Origin of the sequence: Pseudomonas sp. PARCl1, assembly GCF_947311875.1 — a bacterium.
Classification (GTDB): Bacteria; Pseudomonadota; Gammaproteobacteria; order Pseudomonadales; family Pseudomonadaceae; genus Aquipseudomonas; species Aquipseudomonas juntendi.
In genome coordinates this window covers 22751-42317 of sequence record NZ_CAMZMX010000002.1, presented here as the reverse complement: position 1 = coordinate 42317, position 19567 = coordinate 22751, and the positions used below count along the sequence as shown (strand labels likewise).

23 protein-coding genes are annotated in these 19567 nt (G+C 61.6%); 13 read left to right on the top strand and 10 right to left on the bottom strand.

Annotated elements, in window-relative coordinates; all coding sequences use genetic code 11:
- Positions 1-7 precede the first annotated feature (7 nt).
- Genes QME24_RS01380 through QME24_RS01365 form a run of 4 tightly spaced genes read right to left on the bottom strand, consistent with a single transcriptional unit; the run spans position 8 to position 6085 of the window.
- Positions 8-1234: a hybrid sensor histidine kinase/response regulator gene (locus QME24_RS01380; protein WP_054905071.1), complete on the bottom strand. Its 1227-nt coding sequence runs from the start codon at positions 1232-1234 to the stop codon at positions 8-10.
- Positions 1228-1803 (bottom strand): chemotaxis protein CheB, encoded by a 576-nt coding sequence (locus QME24_RS01375; protein ID WP_280091247.1) that lies wholly within the window; start codon positions 1801-1803, stop codon positions 1228-1230. Before QME24_RS01375 ends, QME24_RS01380 begins: the two co-directional genes overlap by 7 nt.
- Positions 1800-2621 (bottom strand): protein-glutamate O-methyltransferase CheR, encoded by an 822-nt coding sequence (locus QME24_RS01370; protein WP_054905069.1) that lies wholly within the window; start codon positions 2619-2621, stop codon positions 1800-1802. The genes QME24_RS01375 and QME24_RS01370 overlap by 4 nt, the downstream gene beginning before the upstream one ends.
- Positions 2618-6085 carry a response regulator gene (locus tag QME24_RS01365; protein WP_047149658.1) on the bottom strand — a complete coding sequence of 1156 codons (3468 nt, stop codon included), beginning with the start codon at positions 6083-6085 and terminating at the stop codon, positions 2618-2620. Before QME24_RS01365 ends, QME24_RS01370 begins: the two co-directional genes overlap by 4 nt.
- Positions 6086-6333: 248 nt before the next feature.
- Between QME24_RS01365 and QME24_RS01360 the strand changes: the two genes are divergently transcribed.
- A complete protein-coding gene (locus QME24_RS01360) occupies positions 6334-6684 on the top strand; it encodes a response regulator (protein ID WP_054905067.1) in 351 nt (116 codons plus the stop codon).
- A 60-nt stretch (positions 6685-6744) separates the two neighbouring features.
- Here QME24_RS01360 and cobF read toward each other — a convergent pair whose 3' ends face one another.
- Positions 6745-7494, bottom strand: coding sequence for a precorrin-6A synthase (deacetylating) (gene cobF, locus QME24_RS01355; RefSeq protein ID WP_054905066.1), 750 nt, complete (start codon positions 7492-7494; stop codon positions 6745-6747).
- A 68-nt stretch (positions 7495-7562) separates the two neighbouring features.
- Positions 7563-8852: an OprD family porin gene (locus QME24_RS01350; RefSeq protein ID WP_054905065.1), complete on the bottom strand. Its 1290-nt coding sequence runs from the start codon at positions 8850-8852 to the stop codon at positions 7563-7565.
- Positions 8853-9212: 360 nt separating this feature from the next.
- Here QME24_RS01350 and QME24_RS01345 point away from each other — a divergent pair, with 360 nt between their 5' ends.
- The 3 genes from QME24_RS01345 (at position 9213) to QME24_RS01335 (ending at position 10654) form a co-directional block, all read left to right on the top strand.
- Positions 9213-9572, top strand: coding sequence for a histone-like nucleoid-structuring protein, MvaT/MvaU family (locus QME24_RS01345; protein WP_054905064.1), 360 nt, complete (start codon positions 9213-9215; stop codon positions 9570-9572).
- 226 nt (positions 9573-9798) lie between these two features.
- Positions 9799-10326 carry a lactoylglutathione lyase gene (gene gloA / locus QME24_RS01340; protein ID WP_054905063.1) on the top strand — a complete coding sequence of 176 codons (528 nt, stop codon included), beginning with the start codon at positions 9799-9801 and terminating at the stop codon, positions 10324-10326.
- An 85-nt stretch (positions 10327-10411) separates the two neighbouring features.
- Complete coding sequence (locus tag QME24_RS01335; RefSeq protein WP_009686469.1) at positions 10412-10654, top strand: hypothetical protein; 243 nt, start codon at positions 10412-10414, stop codon at positions 10652-10654.
- A 73-nt stretch (positions 10655-10727) separates the two neighbouring features.
- Here QME24_RS01335 and QME24_RS01330 read toward each other — a convergent pair whose 3' ends face one another.
- A complete protein-coding gene (locus QME24_RS01330) occupies positions 10728-11549 on the bottom strand; it encodes a shikimate 5-dehydrogenase (protein WP_054905062.1) in 822 nt (273 codons plus the stop codon).
- 159 nt (positions 11550-11708) lie between these two features.
- Between QME24_RS01330 and QME24_RS01325 the strand changes: the two genes are divergently transcribed.
- Both QME24_RS01325 and QME24_RS01320 read left to right on the top strand, forming a co-directional pair.
- Positions 11709-12056, top strand: a complete 348-nt coding sequence (locus tag QME24_RS01325) for a hypothetical protein (RefSeq protein ID WP_009686467.1) — start codon at positions 11709-11711, stop codon at positions 12054-12056.
- A gap of 94 nt (positions 12057-12150) precedes the next feature.
- A complete protein-coding gene (locus tag QME24_RS01320; protein WP_054905061.1) occupies positions 12151-12333 on the top strand; it encodes a hypothetical protein in 183 nt (60 codons plus the stop codon).
- Positions 12334-12430: 97 nt separating this feature from the next.
- Here the strand turns inward: QME24_RS01320 and QME24_RS01315 are convergent, their stop codons facing one another.
- Entirely contained in the window at positions 12431-12781 is a 351-nt protein-coding gene (locus QME24_RS01315; RefSeq protein WP_281690735.1) for a chemotaxis protein, read from the bottom strand.
- Between the two features lie 120 nt (positions 12782-12901).
- On the opposite strand from QME24_RS01315, the gene QME24_RS01310 reads away from it, so the two are divergent.
- The gene (locus QME24_RS01310) at positions 12902-13726 is read left to right on the top strand and encodes a S24 family peptidase (RefSeq protein WP_054905059.1); all 825 of its coding nucleotides are present in this window, start codon (positions 12902-12904) and stop codon (positions 13724-13726) included.
- Between the two features lie 38 nt (positions 13727-13764).
- On the opposite strand, the gene QME24_RS01305 is transcribed toward QME24_RS01310, so the two are convergent.
- On the bottom strand, positions 13765-14085 hold the full coding sequence (locus QME24_RS01305; RefSeq protein WP_054905058.1) for a DUF1654 domain-containing protein: 321 nt from the start codon (positions 14083-14085) through the stop codon (positions 13765-13767).
- A 226-nt stretch (positions 14086-14311) separates the two neighbouring features.
- Here QME24_RS01305 and QME24_RS01300 point away from each other — a divergent pair, with 226 nt between their 5' ends.
- Both QME24_RS01300 and pbpG read left to right on the top strand, forming a co-directional pair.
- Positions 14312-14986: a polysaccharide lyase family 7 protein gene (locus tag QME24_RS01300; RefSeq protein ID WP_054905057.1), complete on the top strand. Its 675-nt coding sequence runs from the start codon at positions 14312-14314 to the stop codon at positions 14984-14986.
- Positions 14987-15267: 281 nt separating this feature from the next.
- Positions 15268-16194 (top strand): D-alanyl-D-alanine endopeptidase, encoded by a 927-nt coding sequence (gene pbpG, locus QME24_RS01295; protein WP_054905056.1) that lies wholly within the window; start codon positions 15268-15270, stop codon positions 16192-16194.
- Between the two features lie 30 nt (positions 16195-16224).
- Here the strand turns inward: pbpG and QME24_RS01290 are convergent, their stop codons facing one another.
- Complete coding sequence (locus QME24_RS01290; RefSeq protein WP_029887027.1) at positions 16225-16671, bottom strand: hypothetical protein; 447 nt, start codon at positions 16669-16671, stop codon at positions 16225-16227.
- Positions 16672-16947: 276 nt separating this feature from the next.
- On the opposite strand from QME24_RS01290, the gene QME24_RS01285 reads away from it, so the two are divergent.
- Genes QME24_RS01285 through QME24_RS01270 form a run of 4 tightly spaced genes read left to right on the top strand, consistent with a single transcriptional unit; the run spans position 16948 to position 19560 of the window.
- On the top strand, positions 16948-18141 hold the full coding sequence (locus tag QME24_RS01285; protein WP_054905054.1) for a PepSY domain-containing protein: 1194 nt from the start codon (positions 16948-16950) through the stop codon (positions 18139-18141).
- Positions 18138-18677 (top strand): hypothetical protein, encoded by a 540-nt coding sequence (locus tag QME24_RS01280; RefSeq protein ID WP_054905053.1) that lies wholly within the window; start codon positions 18138-18140, stop codon positions 18675-18677. Before QME24_RS01285 ends, QME24_RS01280 begins: the two co-directional genes overlap by 4 nt.
- Positions 18674-18994 carry a hypothetical protein gene (locus QME24_RS01275; protein WP_009686454.1) on the top strand — a complete coding sequence of 107 codons (321 nt, stop codon included), beginning with the start codon at positions 18674-18676 and terminating at the stop codon, positions 18992-18994. The genes QME24_RS01280 and QME24_RS01275 overlap by 4 nt, the downstream gene beginning before the upstream one ends.
- Complete coding sequence (locus QME24_RS01270) at positions 18991-19560, top strand: DUF6162 family protein (RefSeq protein ID WP_054905052.1); 570 nt, start codon at positions 18991-18993, stop codon at positions 19558-19560. Before QME24_RS01275 ends, QME24_RS01270 begins: the two co-directional genes overlap by 4 nt.
- The last annotated feature ends 7 nt before the right edge of the window (positions 19561-19567 follow it).

Here is a 19567-nt window from a genome sequence, read left to right as displayed (position 1 = left end):
CCCAGGCTTATGCAGAGGTTGCCCACGCCTGGTCGTTTAGTTGTTCCACTGCAGCCAGGGGCAGTTGCAGGGTGAAGGTCGCACCTTTGCCCACCTCGCTTTGCACCACAATCCGCCCGCCATGCGCTTGCACGATCTGGTCGGAAATATACAGGCCCAAGCCCAGGCCACCCGTAGCTTGCTGGGTTGCGACGCGCTCGAACTGCTGAAAGATACGTTGCTGGTTAGCCATGTCGATACCAATGCCATGGTCCTGCACCTGTACGCACGCCAGGCCGTCCTGCTCGTACAGCCTTACCTGCACCGGTTTGCGTTCACCATAACGCAAGGCATTGGACAACAGGTTGGCCAGTACTTGTTCAATCCGAAATTCGTCCCACTCCCCCTGCAGTGGCTGGCAATGCTGCAACTCGATGAACGTATCCAGTGCCGTGGCCTGGGCGGTGAAATTCTCCACCAACCGCTGCACCAGCTCGCTCAGGTCGAACGCTTTGGGCCGCAGCGACAGCTTGCCGGTACGAATGCGCGAAACATCGAGCATGTCTTCGATCAGGCGGATCAGGCTGTTGATCTGGCGCTCGTCGCGCTCGACCATGGCCTGCAGCTTGTCGGCGCTGAACGCCGCCAGGTTGCCCCGCGCCAGGTGCAGCTTGCGCAGTTGGGTTTCCAGGATCAGCCCGTTGAGCGGGGTACGCACCTCGTGGGACACGATCGACATGAAATCGTCGCGCATGCGCACCGCATGCTCCAGCTCACCGCGCGCCGCCTGCAGCTGGCCCAGCAGCACTTCCTGCTCCTGGCGGCTGCGCTCCAGCGCCTGCAACTGGCGGTCAAGCACCTTGCGCTGGCGGTAAAGGTCGACGAACACCGACACCTTGCTCTTCACCGCAGCGGTATCCAGCGGTTTGTGCAGGAAGTCCACGGCGCCACTTTCGTAGCCCTTGAAGGCGTAGTTCATTTCACGCCCGGCTGCGGTGACGAAAACGATGGGGATGTGGCGGGTTTTTTCCGTACCGCGCATCAGTTCGGCCAGTTCGAAGCCGTTCATGCCCGGCATCTGCACATCGAGAATGGCCAGCGCGAACTCGTGTTCGAGCAACAGCGACAAGGCGGCTTCGGCAGACTGGGCCTGGTGCACCTCACGGTCCTCGCCCTGTATCAGGGCATCGAGGGCCAACAGGTTCTCTGGCAGGTCGTCGACGATCAGCAGTTTGGCGATAGTGTTGCTTAGCATGCGCTGGGTTCCAGGGCGGCGAGCAACTGCTCGATCCCACTCAAGGTAAGAATATGGTCGGGCTGATGGAGGGCCAGGGCGGCCTCGGGCATCAGCGCCACCTGTGCGTCGCGAGGGTCCTGGACGATGGTCCGGCCGCCGCTGTTCTTGATGTAAGCCAACCCCTGGGCACCGTCTTCATTGGCACCGGTGAGCAGCACGCCAAGCAGGCCGGCACCGTAGGCATCGGCCGCGGAAATGAACAGGTAGTCGATGGCCGGCCGGGAAAAATGCACCGGTGGTTCCTGGCTCAACGACAGGGTGAAGTCGCGTTCTACCGATAAATGATAGCCCGGCCCGGCCACGTAGACCTGGCCAGGGCGCAGCGGTTGCTTGTCACGTGCCTCACACACGGGACGAAGCAGGCGGCGTTGCAGCACCTCGGCCAGTTGGCTGTGGCGGTCATCAGGCAGGTGCAACACACAGACTACCGGAATGGCGAACCCCGACGGCAACCCGCCCAGCACGGTGAACAGCGCGGACACCCCGCCGGCCGAGGCGCCGATCACCACCGCTTGTACGCCCTTCATGATTTTCGATAGATCCGTTCAGGCTTGACCAGCGGCTCGAAACCGTCGCTGTAAGCGGAAAAGTCGACCGACTCCTTGCTGCCCAGCACCAGGAAACCGCGATGGCACAGCGATTCATGGAACAGGCCCAGGGCGCGGTCCTGCAGCTCCTTGTTGAAGTAGATCAGCACATTGCGGCAAGACACCAACTGCGTCTCGGAGAACACGCTGTCGGTGGCCAGGCTATGGTCGGCGAAGGTCACGTTTTCACGCAGGGTGCTGTCCATGATCGCGTTGCCATAGGCTGCCGTGTAGTACTCGGCGAAATCCCGGCGGCCACCGGCGATGCGGTAGTTCTCGGCGTAGTCGAGCATGTTCTGCATCGAGTAGATGCCCTGCTTGGCTTTATCCAGAGAGTGCGGGTTGATGTCGGTGGCGTAGATGATGGTGCGCTCGAGCAGGCCTTCTTCGCGCAGCAGGATGGCCATCGAATACACCTCCTCGCCCGTGCTGCAGCCAGCGATCCACACCTTGATCGATGGCCAGGTGCGCAGCAGCGGCACCACCTCGTTGCGCAGCGCCAGGAAGTGGCCCGGGTCACGGAACATCTCGCTGACCGGTATCGTCAGGTACTGCAGCAACTGCATGAACATGCCAGGGTCGTGCAGCACGCGCTCTTGCAAGGCCGATACCGTCTGGCAACCGAACTGGCGCAGCGCATGCAGGATCCGACGCTTGATCGAAGCGCCGGAATAATTGCGGAAATCATAGCTGTACTTGAGGTAGATGGCCTCGATCAGCAAGCGGATCTCGATGTCGGTGTTACGTTCGCTAGTCAAATTCGCTCCAGTTGCGGCAGCCATACGCGGATCAGCGAGAACAGGCGGTCCAGGTCGATCGGTTTGGCCAGGTAATCGTTGGCACCGGCCTGCAGGCAACGGTGCTGGTCATCTTTCATGGCCTTGGCAGTCACCGCAATGATCGGCAGCTTGCGCCAGCGCGGTTGCTGGCGGATCAGCCGGGTGGCTTCGAAGCCGTCCATCTCCGGCATCATCACATCCATCAGTACCAGGTCGATGTCGTCATGCTGCTCCAGGCGCTCGATCGCCTCGCGGCCGTTACGGCCGATCTCGACGATCGCGCCCTTGTGCTCCAGTGCACTGGTCAGGGCGAAGATATTACGCACATCGTCATCTACCAGCAGCACCTTGCGCCCCTCGAACACCTTGTCGCGGCTGCGCGCCGTTTTCAGCATACGCTGGCGTTCGTTGGACAACTGCGACTCGACCTTGTGCAGGAACAGCGTCACTTCGTCGAGCAGCCGCTCGGGTGAGCGGGCGCCCTTGATGATGATCGAGCGCGAGTACTTGAGCAGGTCGGTTTCTTCTTCGCGGGTCAGGTTGCGGCCGGTATACACGATCACCGGCGGGAAGGCGCGGATATCTTCGGCAGTCATGCGCTTGAGCAGTTCGTTGCCGAGCATGTCTGGCAGCTTGAGGTCGATGATCATGCAGTCGTAGATGTTTTCCCGCAGCAGTGCCAAGGCCTCCTGCGCCATGCCTACGGCGGTGATCTCGACGTCGTCGTCACCGATCAGGCGGGCAATGCTTTCGCGCTGCAGGTCGTCATCTTCCACCAGCAGAATGTGCTTGAGCTTCTGCGTCAGCTTGGCCTCCAGGCGCGCGAAAACTTCCTTGAGCTCTTCGCGGCTGGTGGGTTTGACGGCGTAGCCCACTGCCCCCATGTGCATGGCGGCCTCGACACGGTCCTCGACGGAAATGATATGCACCGGAATGTGCCGGGTATCGGCCTGTTCTTTCAGGCGTTGCAGCACGGTCAGGCCGGAATGGTCAGGCAGGCGCATGTCCAGCAGGATCGCATCGGGTATGAACCGGGCGGCCAGCTCGAAACCTTCGTCGGCCGCATGCGCCACCAGGCAGCTGTAACCCAGCTCGTGAGCCAGGTCGAAGAGAATGCGGGCGAAGTTCGGCTCGTCTTCGATCACCAGGATGCAGCGGTTACTGAAAGGCGCCCGGTCACGGTCGTCGGTGAAGGCCAGTTGCGGCAGCTTCGGCGCCTGGGCAGTGGCGAGTTGCGGTACTGGCGGCAGAGTATCGACAGCCGGGCGCAGGCTAAGGGGCTCGACCTCCTGCTCCAGGTTCTCGTAACGTTCGGGTAATACCAGGCTGAATACACTGCCCTGCCCGGGGCTGCTCTCGACACTGATCTGCCCTCCAAGCAAATGGGCAAGGTCGCGGGAAATCGACAGCCCCAGCCCAGTCCCGCCATACCGGCGGTTGCTGGTGCCATCGACCTGGTGGAACGCACCGAAGATTGCCTGCTGCTGGTCGGCAGCAATGCCGATGCCGCTATCGCGCACGGAAAACACGATGCCGCTGTCTGGCTGGTAGCCGATGTTCAGGCTGACCTGGCCGCGCTCGGTGAACTTGATGGCGTTGGACAGCAGGTTCTTGAGGATCTGCTCCAGTCGCTGGCGGTCGGTGAACAGGGTGGCGGGCACCTGAGCCTGGGCGGTGACCTCGAAGGCCAGCCCCTTTTGCCCGGCCAACGGCTCGAACATGTCGCGCAGGCCTTCGACCAGGCGGTCCAGGTGGGTGGTTTCAGGTCGCACTTCAAGCTTGCCGGCCTCGACCTTGGCGATGTCGAGGATATCGTTGATCAGGTTGAGCAGGTCGTTGCCGGCCGAGTAGATCGACTCGGCGAACTTGACCTGCTCACCGCTGAGGTTGCCTTCAACGTTCTCGGCCAGCAGCTTCGCCAGAATCAGCGAACTGTTCAGTGGCGTGCGCAATTCGTGGGACATGTTGGCGAGGAACTCGGACTTGTACTTGCTCGAACGCAGCAGCTCATCGGCGCGCGCCTGCAGCTCTTCCTGGGCCTGGGTCAGCTCCTCGTTCTTGCGGTCCAGCGCTTCGGTACGGTCGGACAACTGCTCGTTGGTCTGCTCCAGTTCCGCTTGCTGGGTTTCCAGGTGGGCCTGGGACTCCTTGAGCACGCGGGACTGTTCCTCCAGCTCTTCGTTGGCGGTTTTCAGCTCTTCCTGCTGCACCTGCAATTCTTCGTTCAATTGCTGGGTTTCGGCCAGGACTTCCTGCAAGCGCTGGCGATAACGGGCGCTTTCGATGGACATACCCAGGTTGCCCTCCACGCGCTGCAACAGTTCGTCGTCACGCGCCTGCAGCGGCCGCAGGAAGCCCAGTTCGAGCACGCCGTTGATCTGCCCGCCGTCGCTGGCCGGCATCAGCAGTGCACTGCGCGGCAAGCCCTTGCCCAGGCCGGAGCTGAGCTGGAAGTAGTCTTGCGGCAGGTCGTCCAGGCGCAGCAGCCGCCCTTCACGCACGGCCTGGGCCAGCAGGCCCTCACCATCACCCAGCACCTGCTCGCGCGCCTGCTCTTCGGCATCCAGACCATAGCAGGCAACGCGTACCAGGCGGCCATGCTCGTCGCGCACGTACAACGCCCCGACCACACTGCCCAGGTAAGAGGCAAAGAACCGCAGAATGTTGTCCCCGAGCATGTTCAGGGTCAGCTGCCCAAGCACTTGTTGAGCCAGCTGGGTCTGGCCGTTGCGCAGCCAGGCCTGGTGCTCCAGGCGCTCGGCAGAACGTTGCTGGGCCTTGAGGTTGTCGTCGTAACTGCTGGACAACGCCAACAGATCGCGGCGCCCCAGGTACGCCAGCAAGGCGCTGAGGCCAACGATCAGCAGCACGAACGCCGAAATGGAAGTTACGGTGACGGTGCTGACCTTCTCGTTGCGTGCCATGCGCAATTGCTGCTCGGTGGCAATGAGGTCGGCGAATTCCTTGCGAATCTCGTCTGTCAGGCGCTTGCCGCGGCCGTTACCTATCAGCTCCCGGTAGGGGCCGTCATTGCGGCGCAGGGTGATCATGCCGCTGCCGAAGTCATTCCAGGCTTGCTGCAAGGCGATCAGCCGGTCGATACGGTCAACTTGCTGCGGGTTGTCCTCGACCATGCCTTTCAGGCCCTGCAAGCTGCTGAGAATGCGCGGCTTGGCCACCTCATAGGGGTCGAGGAAGCGCTCGTCACCCGTCAGCAGGAAGCCGCGCATGCCGGTTTCCATGTCGATCGACAGCTTCACCGCTTCGTTGGCATTGCCAATGACCCGGTCGGTGTGTTCGACCCATTGCATGGCCGAAAGCAGGTAGTTGATCACCGCGACGAACGCCACGGCACCCAGCAGGCCCACCCCCAAAGGAAGGCCGATGTTGCGGCTCAACAGCTTGCGGAAGCTGCGCTGGTCCATCGAGGCTGCTTGAATCATGAGAAAACGCCCGAGCAAGAAAATCCATGGAAAAGAATGGCGGAACAATCGTTATGGTTATGTGCCGCTGCGCCGTGCCGACAAGCGAAGTCTAACCAGCTTTAGCGGCTCAGGCAGGGCATTTAGCCAGTATTTGAAAGTGCTGTGTGCCAATCGTTCCATCTGATTGCAAGTATCGGTATCCTCGGGAACTTCTGCTGTCGCCTTGTGCACAGATCATAGACATTCAATTGCACAGGACCCGAACCATGCACCTTTTGGTAGTCGAAGACGACGACATCGTACGTATGCTGATGGTCGAAGTGCTCGATGAGTTGGGCTACTCGGTGATCGAGGCGGAAGATGCCAGCGCGGCGCTCAAGGTGTTGGAAGACCCTAACCAGCCGTTGGCGCTGATGATGACGGATGTGGGCCTGCCGGACATGCGCGGCGAGGCGCTGGCAGGCAAGGCACGCGAACTGCGGCCACTGTTGCCGGTGCTGTTCGCCAGTGGCTACGCCGAAAACATTGATGTACCGGAGGGCATGCACATGATCGGCAAGCCGTTCAGCATCGACCAGCTGAGCGACAAGGTGCAGGGGATTCTCGGCAACGCCTGAATTCGGCGGCACCCGCTTACCAAGCGCGCAGGGCGCGCAGGGGCCAAGGAACGGTGCCCGCTACACCTCCCTGCGCAACAGGTAGGTGTCCATGATCCACCCTTTGCGCGCCCTTTCCCGCGCACGCACTTCAAGAATCTGTGCCTTCACCGCCTGCAGCGGCCCGGCGATCAGCTGTTCGTCAGCCGTGCCCAGGTAAGCGCCCCAGTAAATCGTCAAGGCCGGGTCATCGATAGCTGCAAACGCGCACTGCCCATCGAGCATCACCACCACATTGTCGATACTCCCCTGCCCGGCCAGACGCCGACCAGGCAGCACGGTCAGCGGTTCGCCAATGCGGTTGAGCGCAACCCGGTGGCGCGCCGCCAGTGCCTGCACGCTGCTGATGCCCGGAATGACCTGCAGGTGCAGCGCGCCAACTCGCTCGCAGACCAGGTCGAGGATGCGCAAGGTGCTGTCATAGAGCGTGGGCTCGCCCCATAGCAGAAAGGCGCCGGTTTCGCCGTCGCCGATTTCCTGTTCGATCAGTTGCGCATACAGCGCTGCACGTTGTACGTGCCAGTCCTGTACCGCCTGCACATACGCGTCGGCCTGCCCATCGCGCAGCGGGTCGGCGACCTGAACCAGCCGATAGCCGCCCTCGGGGCGGTACCGCTGCAGGATGGCCTTGCGCAGCTGCACCAGCTCGTTCTTGACGCTGCCCTTGTCGAGCACGAAGAACACGTGGGCCTGGCGCAACCCGTCGACGGCTTCGTACGTGACCTGGCGTGGGTCACCCGGGCCGATGCCGATCAACAACAGCTGTTTCATTGTGCTGCCCTCCGGTGCTGTTCAGCAGCCATTGTCGGGCGCCACCAGGCCGCTGGCAAAGCACCCGTTCAGAGCAGCGAGAAGTTGTAGCTGACGATCACCCGCGTTTCGTCCATATCCCGCGCCCACCGCTCATAGTTGCTGCGGTAGGTGGAATTACGCAAACGCACGCTGACGTCCTTGAACGTGCCACTTTGCACTTGATACTTGAGCTCGCTGTCGCGCTCCCACTCCTTGCCTTCGGCATGGCTGCCTGGCACCTGGATATGGTCACCGTTGATGTACCGGGTGAAGAACGTAAGGCCAGGCACACCCAACGCCTTGAAGTCATAGTCATAGCGCACTTGCCAGGAGCGCTCCTGGGCGGCGGCAAAATCATTGACCTGTGCATAGTTGACCAGGTACGGGTTGCTGCCATCCAGGTAGGGCATGGCGCTGTCGCCATACATGCGCTGCCAGCCAGCACTGAGCTTGTGACCACCCAGGCTGTAGCCGAGCATGCCGCTGACGGCGCGGTGGTCGATCGCACCGGCGCGGGCGTTGCCGATGTCGTCGCTTTTGATCAGCCGCAGGTCGGCAGCAAGGCTACCCACCGGCAGCGGTTGGCTGGCCACCAGGCCGAAATACTGCTGGCGATAGATGTTCTCCAGCCTGGCCACTTGATACTGGGCACCGAAACGCTCGTTGACCCGGTAATCGACCCCGGCGAGGTCGAAGTGGTCGGCTTCGATGTCGCAGGCGTAACGCTTGTTCTTGCAATGCACGCGAATGTTTTGGCGGTCGGTTGAATCCCTTGCGGTGTACCGATCCAGGCGTGCCAGGGTGAACTTCAGATCGCGGCGTTCCTCGGAGGTCAGCATGGCGCCCTGGAACATCGTCGGCAGCAGGCGGCCATCGTTGTACTTGAGCAGGGGCACATCGGGCATCATCGAACCGTACTTGAGCACCGTGTTGGAAACTTTGACCTTGGCCGCCAGGCCCATCTTTGCATACTGGTCGGCGGAGTGCCGCGGGTTGTGCCCGGAAGACGGCAGCAAGCCGCTGTTACTGTCGGCGGGGCTGGAGTCCAACTTCACACCGAACATGCCCAGCGCATCCACACCGAACCCTACCGGGCCTTCGGTGTAACCCGACTGTACATTGAGGATAAAGCCCTGGGCCCACTCTTCTCGCTTGGACGCCCCTTGGCCGGAACTGCTGTGGCCGTCACGGAAATCCCGGTTGAAGTAGACAGTGCGTGTTTCAACCTTGGCACTGCTGTCTTCAAGAAAACCGCCAGCCTGGGCGTTGGCACCGGCACATAACAGGAACAGGCCGGCAACACGACGCCCCGGGGCGAGAGGATAGGGGGAAAACATGCAGGGAAACATCCAGATTCAAAGCGGGTTGACAACCGGCGGCACAGACTTGCCACGGTAATGAGACATGACCGCGCAACAGCCAGCCATACTTTGAAATGATCGCGCAATGGCTCTGGCACGGGCCATTGGACCATGGTCTAAGCGCCCTGCCAGGCCGCTTCGGCGGGTCGCCTGTATCGCGCATGGGCAACTAGGAAAGTTCCCCGCTTATTTGCAATAAGTTAGCAGTTTACCCCGCCCCAATGTGTGACTACACTCGCTATCAACGAACAGTAAAACCCACCTGCGTGGCCGGCGTATTCATGCGTTCCAATGTTCGTCACGCCCCGCCACAGCCGACGTACAGGAGTGATTACAGTGTCCAGACTTGCAGAGTTTCGTGCTGCGGAAAAAGCGCTCCAGGAACAGATGGCGCAACTGGAAGCGTTGAAAAAAGATGCCGGGTTAAAACGCGAAATCGAGTTCGAGCAGAAACTCGTCAACCTGATGAAAAGCTACGACAAAAGCCTGCGCGATGTCATAGCCATACTTGACCCCAAAGCCGGGGCGCGCGCCACCAGCCCTGCCCCCAAACAGCACCGTCGCCCGCGGGTGGTGAAGGTTTACACACACCCCGAGACCGGCGAGCGGATCGAGACCAAAGGCGGCAACCACCGCGGCCTCAAAGCCTGGAAAGAGCAGTATGGCGCCGCCGAGGTGGAAAGCTGGGCTCGCTGATGAAACATCAACACGTGCTTCACACTTTTTTCACAAGGGCTGGCTCAGTATCGAGGCAGCTAAAGGACTAGCGACCCCATCACGCGCCCGCACATGCGGGCCTCTAATTCCAGCGCCCTGCACTCGTGCAGGGCGCTTTCATTTGCGCAATCGGCGCACTGACGTATCATGGCCAGCCTGTCTGTTTTGCCGGCGCCCAGTGCCCGGCCCTGCCTCAGGAGTTCCCATGAGCCTGCACGATCTGCAAACCTTGCCTGGTGTCACCGCACAACCCGACGCCGCCACTGCCCAATTCGTCTTCAACCACACCATGCTCCGGGTCAAGGACATCGTTAAGTCGCTGGACTTCTACACCCGTGTGCTGGGCTTTCGCGTGGTAGACAAGCGTGATTTCCCCGAAGCCGCTTTCAGCCTGTACTTCCTGGCCCTGGTCGACCCGGCGCAGATTCCCGCCGATGACGCCGCCCGTCACCAGTGGATGAAATCGATCCCTGGCGTGCTGGAGCTCACCCACAACCACGGCACCGAGAACGATGCCGATTTCGCCTATCACGATGGCAATACCGACCCACGCGGCTTCGGTCACATCTGCGTGTCGGTACCCGATGTACGCGTCGCCTGTGCGCGCTTCGAAGCGCTGGGTGTACCGTTCCAGAAGCGCCTGCAGGATGGGCGCATGAACCACCTGGCGTTCATCAAGGACCCGGATGGTTACTGGGTCGAAGTGATTCAGCCGGCCGACCTCGCAGGCTAAGCGTTCGTCGGGGGCGGGAACCACCGCCCCCCTTGCTGTGGTATATGAAGGTAATCGCTTCCCATGCCACAGCGAGGTAAGAACCATGCAATCCCTTCACTGTGAATACCGCAAGCACACCATCACCGCCAGCGTGATGCCCCATCCTGACTCGCCCCTGCCCTACGCCGCCGGTTGCCTGATCACCGCCCCTGATGGCCATACCAGCAGGCGCCTGTCGATGCCGATGAAGTTCTTCTCCGACCTGGAACGTGCCCAGCATGTGTCGCTGGCCCACGGTCGAGCGCTGGTCGACCAGCAACTGGACGCCGGCACCAAGGTGTTCTGATTGCCCCCTTGACCTGTAGCGGCCTCTTCGCCAGCACAGCTGCCATACCGCGAAGGGGCCGCTGCTGGTGCAATCAGATTTCGCGAGCGTACGCCACGGCGGCATCGACTTGCGCCGGCGTCGGCCTCACACCTGTGTACAGCACGAACTGCTCCAGCGCCTGCAGCGCAATCACCTCGAGCCCGGTAATCACAGGTTTGCCCAGCGCTTGGGCGCGGCGAATCAACGGTGTTTGCGCGGGCATGGCCACCACATCGAACACCCGCTCTGCAGCAGCGATGGCGATCTCCGAAAACGCCAGCTCTTCAGCTTCTGCGCCCCCCGCCATGCCGATTGGCGTGACATTCACCAGCATCGGCGGGCAGATATCGCCGAGTTCTGGCAGCCAGCGGTAGCCGCACATATCCGCCAGCTGCTGCCCCGCCTGGGCATTACGCGCGACGATGGTGCCTTCGGCAAAGCCGGCATCGCGCAAGGCGCTGGCAACGGCCTTGGCCATACCGCCGCTGCCGCGCAGGGCGAAAGCGGTTGCCGGATCGACCTGGTGCCGGGTCAACAACTGGCGTACGGCCAGATAGTCGGTGTTGTAGGCTGTGAGGCGACCGTTGGTGTTCACCAAGGTGTTGACCGACTCGATGGCCGCTGCCGACGGATCGATCTCGTCTACCAGCGCCATGCACGCTTCCTTGTATGGCATCGATACCCCACACCCGCGTATGCCCAAGGCTCGAATTCCCGCTACCGCGGCCGGGAGGTCGTCGGTGCGCATGGCCTTGTAGTAATAGTCCAGGCCCAACTGTTGGTACAGGTGGTTGTGAAAGCGCACGCCGAATGTACCGGGGCGGCCTGCCAGGGAAATGCACAGCACGGTATCCCTGCCGGGAGTTGTCGACATAGCCTGCTCCTGAGTCATGACTGAAACGTTTGTGCAGCGTACCAGAGGCAACCGCTGGTCGTCCCTTACACAACCTTTACCATTGCCCTGCGCGCAATTGATAAATACCGGAGTCATATTAGTGACACCCCACTTTGGGGGTTTACTCGCGAGGTTGATATGAACCGTCTCATTCCCGGAATCGCCCTGCTGGTCGGCGCTTTGGCCATCAGCGGGCCTGCAGCTGCCCACGGTGGTTACGGCCATGGCGGCGGTTGGTACGGACCGGGCCCGCTACTGGGCGCTGCCGTGGTTGGCGCGGTGGTTGGCGCTACGGTGTCTGGCGGGCACGACCGTACGGTGTACGTGGAACGCCAGCCGGTGTACTACCCGCCGCAACCGGTGTACGTGCAGCCGCCGCCGCAGCCCGTCTATTACCAGCCTTATTATGCGCCGGCCCCGCCACCGCCAGGCTACCGGGCCTACTACGGCCCGCCACGGGTGTATTACGGCCCGCCACGCTGGTAAGGGTTGATAGAAGTAATGACCACTATCGACAACGTTGATTTCAAACCCTGGTAGCGGCTGGGTATGGTAGGCCCATGTTTCACAGGAGGTCCCCATGGCCACTATCCAGATCATGTCCGTTGTCGGCAGCGCTGTACCGGTTTCACTGCGTGAACAAGGCCTGTTGGCCTGCTGGTACCTGGTGCGCAACGGCGAGGCTGTGAGTGGGCCGGTGCCGACCCTCGCCCAAGCCCGCGCATTGGCTGAACTGTTGCAACCAGGCACTTTGGCAGCCTGACCCGAATTTGTTGTGCGTTGCTCCCTACGCCCTTGTGCCCGCCGAAATGGCGGGCTTTTTTTTGTCTGGCCATGGTGGGTGCGGGTCGTCGGTCGTTTCACGCCCTGGCCCGGGCCAGTTGACTGGTCAGGACCACGACCCTGCCTTGCAAGCGGCCGACGGTGACCACCAGTTCATTGCGCTCCTTGGCGAAATGCTCAGCCTTGGCCTCCGCCTCACGGCGGGCATCGCGCTCGCTATCCAGCAGCTCGGTCAGGCGGCGAATCACGGCAATGTCTGCATTGTCCAGCGCGCGGTCTGCCGCATCTCTGGACAGCCATTTGCGCAGCCATAGAAAGGCCCCGAACAACACGGTGCCTGTACCACCCAGCCACGTGAGGGTGCCTGGGCCGAGGTCGGTGGGATCCTTGTAAACCTCTTTGCTGACGAAATGGACAATCCACGGCATTGCATCGCCGTGGCTTTTATTGTTTGGAGGTTTAATTTAGCCTAGGGGTAAATTTACCTCAAGGGAAATTTAGCCATGCGCACATTTAGCAGAGAGCTAAACACTGGCATGCTTCGCCTTATGGACATCTATGAAATCCGCAAGCAGAACCTGGTCAAGCTGATCGCCGACCAGAAAAAGGGCGCCTGCGCCGAGCGCTGGGGCATGGCGCCTGCGCACCTGAGCCAGATTCTCTCCAACAGGACCGCCAAGAACCTGGGCGACGACGTGGCGCGGCGGATCGAGGGTATCGAAGGCTTGCCACGCGGCTGGTTCGACGCGCTGGCGCCCGGCGATCACCCGCAGGCCTCGGGCGGGCCTGCCGACGGCGCGCTGTGCGCCGCCGACCTGGTCAAGCAGATGCTGGCAAAAAGTGGCAAAGGCATCCCCGAAGAAACCCGCCAGAGGCTGCTGGCCGCGGCTGCCGAGCCCGCGGAAACCGTATTGCTGCAGGCCGACCACGGCCGGCCCGGCCTGGTGGGCGATGAGGTATGGATTGCCCACTATGATGTGCGCGCAGCCATGGGCGGCGGCCAGATCCCCCATGACTACCCGGAAATGTTCAAGGATGTGCGGGTCAGCCCCAGCCACCTGCGTGAACTGGGTGTGGAGTTCAGCGAGCACCACCACCTGAAGATGGTCACTGGCTGGGGCCAATCGATGGAGCCCACCATCAGGCACCGTGACCCACTGATCGTCGATGTGAGCATTCGCGAGTTCGTGGGCGACGGGATCTACTTTTTCGCGTGGGGTGACCATATCTACATCAAGCGCCTGCAGATTGCCGATGACGATCATTTCGAGATGATTTCCGACAACTCACGGCACAAGGACCGCCTGATTCGCCGCGAAGAAACCTATATCCAGGCCAGGGTCCTGCTGGTGTGGAATGCCCACCTCGTGTAAGGCGCCACCTGCCCCGGCAGCGGCCTGGCGCCGGTATTTCAGAACGGCGCAGCAGGCATCAGTGACCCACAGCCCTGCTCGGCGCTCACTTCGTCAAACTGCTGGCCGGCGTGGCGCTGCCAGCGCACCAGCACGCTGCCATCAGGGTTGAAGGTCAGGTCCAACTCGGGTGTTTCCAGCAGCAGCCCCATCACCTCTTCCCATTCCGCGTCGCCATCGCTGTGCAGGCGATGCACCAGCACCCAGCGCTGGGTCTGGGCCACAGGGTGGTTGATCATCGACGATACCCGCAGGCTCAGGCGCTCTACACCCGACATTCCCGGGGGCTGAAGGGTGGTCGACGCTGTTTGCATAGGCATATTGTCATCCTGATATATGTATATTTGTACAGTACCTGGCGAAAGCTTATCGCACAGCCAAATCCAGCGTAAAGGCCTTGCCCTGAAAATTTTCGCCAACAGGTAATTTCACCCACAGCGCAATTTTTAGCTTTAAGCTATTGACATTTAATTTAGCCATTGGCTAACTCTCAACCAGGCAGCATGCAGTCTGCCATTCAAACCTGGCTGTTCATGAGGAGTTACCATGGCCGTAGACATCAGCAACCTCTTGATCGCCACCCCGGTGGCAGTATCCGCAACCAACCCCGTTGCCCTCGAACTTGACGGTGACGAAGCCATTGCCCGCCTCCCAGAGGTGGTCACGCTACTCAGTGACGGCTCGATCCAGTTTTCTGCGCCGACCAAAGGGGCGTCGAGCAAGAGTACCCACCGCACCCGCTGTGAATGGACCGAGACCCGTTCCTGGACGCTGGCCAGTGCCGCGGACCATTGGAGCCGTCAAAGCATGACGTTGACCAAGGTCAACGCAGCGCAGAAGGTGGTCATTGCCCAGATGCACGTGCGCGGCGACGACGGCCCGCCCGTCAAGGTGTTCTGGAAGAAAGGTGATATCACCTTGGGCTTTCGCCAAACCTATGACCAGGCTGACCCGGTGAATTCGACGGTGCTCAAGGGCGTACCGCTGGGCGCGCAGTTCGGCATCAGCCTGCACGTCACGGCACAGGGCCTGGTCACGGTCACCGCAAGCTGCAAGGGAGCAACCGGTACTTCAGGTGGTTTGCAACTCGACGGCAGTTGGGCTTCGCGCCTGTTCGAATTCCACGGCGGCGTTTACAACCAGATCGACTACAACGACCAAACGCCGGTCGACGATGGCTCGATCTGCATTATCAGCGACCTGACGTTGATACATGGCTGAGGCGACAACGCCCTTTGCGTGCCGGCCCTCCTGTTCACGGGTCGGTACCGGACCTGATCAGAACCGAGCGCTCAGTTTGCCCCCGCCCCTATCACCGTTCGGCGCACTTCATGAACAGCACATGAAGGGTACACAATGGGTACGGGATTAAATTTCGTTCACGTTGCGCCCTTTAGATATAAGGCATTCGACAGCCGTTCAGCCATACTCCAGAATGCAGCGGTTTTTGGGGGAAAACCCTTGCACAGCCAACGACATACCAACCTTTAGTGAGCCTCAACGTGAAAACATCCCTGTCCATTCTCAGCCTGCTGCTGTTGCTCACAGGTACCGCGGCGCTGCCGTCGACCGCTGCTGCACAACCCCCGGCCAAGGTGCAACGCGACCCCTCCAAACTGCACCTGGCGTCGGGCAGCGCGCTGCTGATCGACCTCAATACCAACCAGGAGCTGTACTCGAACCACGCCGACCGCGTGGTACCGATCGCTTCGGTGACCAAACTGATGACCGCGATGGTGGTGCTGGACGCCAAGCTGCCCATGGATGAGATGCTCACCATGACCATCGCCAACAACCCGGAGATGAAGGGCGTGTATTCACGGGTACGCCCCGGCAGCCAGCTCAATCGCCGCGAGACCCTGCTGATTACCTTGATGTCTTCGGAAAACCGTGCAGCCAATAGCTTGGCCAATGCCTACCCCGGTGGCTACCCGGCATTCATCAAGGCGATGAACGCCAAAGCCCGCAGCCTGGGCATGGCCCATACCCGCTACGTAGAACCTACCGGGCTTTCGACGCAGAACGTGTCGACTGCGCGCGACCTGTCCAAGCTGCTGATGGCCTCGCGCAAGTACCCGATGCTGAGCGAGCTGTCGACCACCCGCGAGAAGACCGTGGCCTTCCGCAAGCCCAATTACACCCTGGGCTTCCGTAACACCGACCACCTGGTGAACAAGAGCAACTGGGACATCAAGCTGACCAAGACCGGTTTTACCAACGAAGCCGGGCACTGCCTGGTGCTGTTGACCCGAATGGATAACCGCCCTGTGGCGATGGTCATCCTGGATGCCTTCGGCAAGTACACCCATTTCGCCGATGCCAGCCGCCTGCGCCAATGGCTGGAAACCGGTGCAGCCAAGCCAGCGCCGGCGGTGGCCATGCAGTACAAGGCAGATCGCCAGGGCAAAGGGCGCGTAGCGGCCGAGTAAGCTGGCCCGAACTCACAGGCCACGGCGCCGTCAGGCCGTGGCGCTGACCATTGAGCCGGAGCTGCTGCCACCCTCTTGCTGCAGCAGCGCCAGCAATTGCGCGGTAGCGGCCATGATCTGACCGTTGAGGGTGGCGATGCTTGCCTGTTTGGCACCGACCGCAGCCGCCTTGGATGTCTCATCCATCTTGCTGTTCTGCAACGCGGCAAGCTGCTTCTGCTGCTCGGCCAATTGCTTCTGCAAGTCCTTGATCAACTGTTGCAGGGCGCTTACCGCCTCCGACCCACCAGTGCCCGCTGTATCCGTTGCCTGTGCCTGGCTACCCGCGGATACCCTCAGGCTGTCGCTGCTGATTTGCAGTGGGCCCACCGCTTCGCCGGCCTGCTTGGCCTGGTCGCGTTCAGCGGCGGCATTGGCGCTGCGCGCCTGCGCCGATACGCCATTGATCATGAGGTTGCCAGCTGTGATGACGGCCATGTCGGTCCCTTTCTGAAAGATCGGTCTTTGCGCTAACCATCCTATCGGCCACTTCGCGTCGCGCTTTAGCCAATTAAATTCCCTGCCGGCTGTTTCGTTACACCTCATCATGAGCCCCCCCTTGGCCGACCTGCCGCCCCCTGCGCAGGTTGGCTTCATCGCTTGAAACATTTGCTTTCATTTTAATCGGCAGGATTTCGATTCTCATTCGTCCTTATCAGTACAGCCCTCTTTGGTTGGGCGCACGCTCGACCACCCATTGCAGAAGACCGTCTGATGGCCAAACCCTTGAAAAAATCCAAATCCAGGCTGTGGTTCCTGGTGCACAGCTGGCTCGCCTTGCCGATCTGGTTCTTTGTATTGATCGTCTGCTTCACGGGCATGCTCGCGGTGGTCAGCCAGGAAATCGTCTGGCTGGCCAACCCGGATGTACGTGCCAGCAAGCCGGACACCGACGCCGAACGCCTCAGCTTCCAGCAGGTGCTGAACGCCCTGCACAAAGCAGAGCCGGATATGGTCGTGCAGTCCATCATCCAGCCCGACGGCTCACACTTCGCCCTCACGGCCAATGTGACCTTCCCGGACGGCACCACCCCGACCCTTTACGTCAATCCCTACACCGGTGCGATTCAGGGCAAATCCCCTGACTTCAACTTCGAAGCCTTCACCCGCGCCCTGCACGGCTGGTGGCTGGTGCCCTTCACCAACGGGTTCAGCTGGGGCTGGTACCTGGTGTCGATCCTCGGTCTGCCCATGCTCGCTTCACTGGTAACCGGGCTGGTGGTGTACAAGAAGTTCTGGAAAGGCTTCTTCAAACCGGTACGTACAGGCCACGGTTCGCGCATCTTCTGGGGCGACCTGCACCGCCTGGCCGGTGTCTGGTCGATCTGGTTCATCGCGGTCATTTCCATCACCGGTACCTGGTTCCTGATCCAGGCAATTCTGTTCGACAACCACATCAGCATTTCCAGCGAGCCGATCGTGCCGGTCATCGCTCGCGACGAAGTGCCCCAGACCGCCGATGGCAGCCCAGCCCCACGGATCGACCTCGATGAAGCGGCACGCATCGCTGGCCTGGCGATTCCAGGGCTGGAAATCAACTTCATTGCGTTGCCTGCCACCGCTTACAGCCATATTTCCATGGGCGGGCGGGGTTGGTATCCGCTGATGTTCCAAAGCGCCGAGGTCAACCCCTACACGCGCAAGGTGGACAGCCAGTTCCTGCTGGGCGACCGCTCCGCCCTGGAGTTCGTCACCGAGTCCATGCGCCCCCTGCACACCGGTGACTTCGGCGGCCTGCCGATCAAGCTGATCTGGTTCTTCTTCGGCCTGGTGCTCACCCTGATGGTGTTCAGCGGCTTGCTGATCTGGACAAAACGTACCGCACAAGCCACCGCTGCCGCGCTGAAGCGCAGCGAACGCGCCCCCCGCACTGTGCCCACCCGGACCTCGCTGGAGATGCAACGATGAGCCCCACCCAGGCCGTGCCCGTCAGCCCGCTTAAACAGTGGTGGTTGAAGTGGCGCTTCCACTTGAACATCCTGCTGATCCTGATCCCCCTGGGTTTCATGCCCAAGTATTTCAGCGACGCCAAGCTGTTCCGCGGCGAGGCAGGGCTGGGGGCGAATGTGATCACCGGCATCCAGGCCGGCCCCTACACCCTTGACCTGGCGGAACTGCGTGACGAAGCGCCCCGCAGAGACGGCCCGGCAGGCGACTTCAAGGTATTCAGGGCAGCGCTGTGCAAGTCGTGCGTCAACGACGTGAAGGCCGTTTACCTGCGCATCGGCAAACCGCGCAGCCTGCGGGCGGCGGGCACGATTTTCTTCGGCGCGCCCTACGCCATGGCCACCAACCTGCCGGTCCCTCCGCGCACCAAACCCGACGCCCAGATCTGGATCACCGTGGAAGGCTGGGACGGCAGCATGCACCAGGCGTCTGTCCCGCTGGCCAAGGCATCGCCAGCCACCGTGGCCTGGCTCGAGAACAAAGGAGGCAAGAAATGAAATACCTGCTGCGCACCCTCGCCCTGCCCTTGCTGGCACTGGCCGCAAGCCCGGCATTGGCCCACAACCCCATGTGCGAATGCGAAGAACTGGCCAGCGGCCAAGTCAAGTGCACCGGTGGTTTCTCGGACGGCAGTGGCGCCCCCGGGGTAACCCTGGATGTGATCGGCTATGACGAGCAAGTGCTGGTCGGCGGCAAGCTTGGCGACGATTCGACCCTGACCTTCAAGCGCCCGGACGGCGAATTCTACGTACTGTTCGACGCCGGCCCCGGGCACGTGGTGGAAGTCGACTACGCCGACATCGCCCAGCCATGAGCCGCGCTCACGTGATTCGCCCGGCCGGGGCCGGGCACGAAACCCTGTACGTGCTGTTGGCCAGCTTGCTGATAGTGGCGTTGGCAGCTGGCGTGGTGTCGCTGCGCGGCGAGCGCGAGGACGAACAGGCCATCGCCAGCCACCAGATCGACGCCCGCCGCGACCTCACTGCGGCCGAGCAAGGCCTCTACACCGACCTGCGGGTGGCATTCGACGAGATCCAGTTGCTGCGTGAAGAAAACGCCGCTGCACCTGGGGTACAGGCCCTGGCCGATGAAGGCCTGCCACCATTCGTGGTCGACGCCGGCAGCCAGAGCCGGGGCAGTCACCAGTGGACCTGGCTGGTGCCCGGCGCCTACCTGGGCCGCAGCCAGGCACCCGAAATTGCCGGCAGCCTGCTGCTGATCCTGCCACCCGACAGCACCGGCCAGGCCGATATCTGGTTGCGCCGCGACAGCGCCGCAATCATCCCGGATGACCTCGGCCAGGCGGCACTGATCGCCGCTGGCTGGCAACAGGTGGTCAGCCACTACGACGCCGGGGTTACCCGCGAACACCGCCACTGAACCGAAG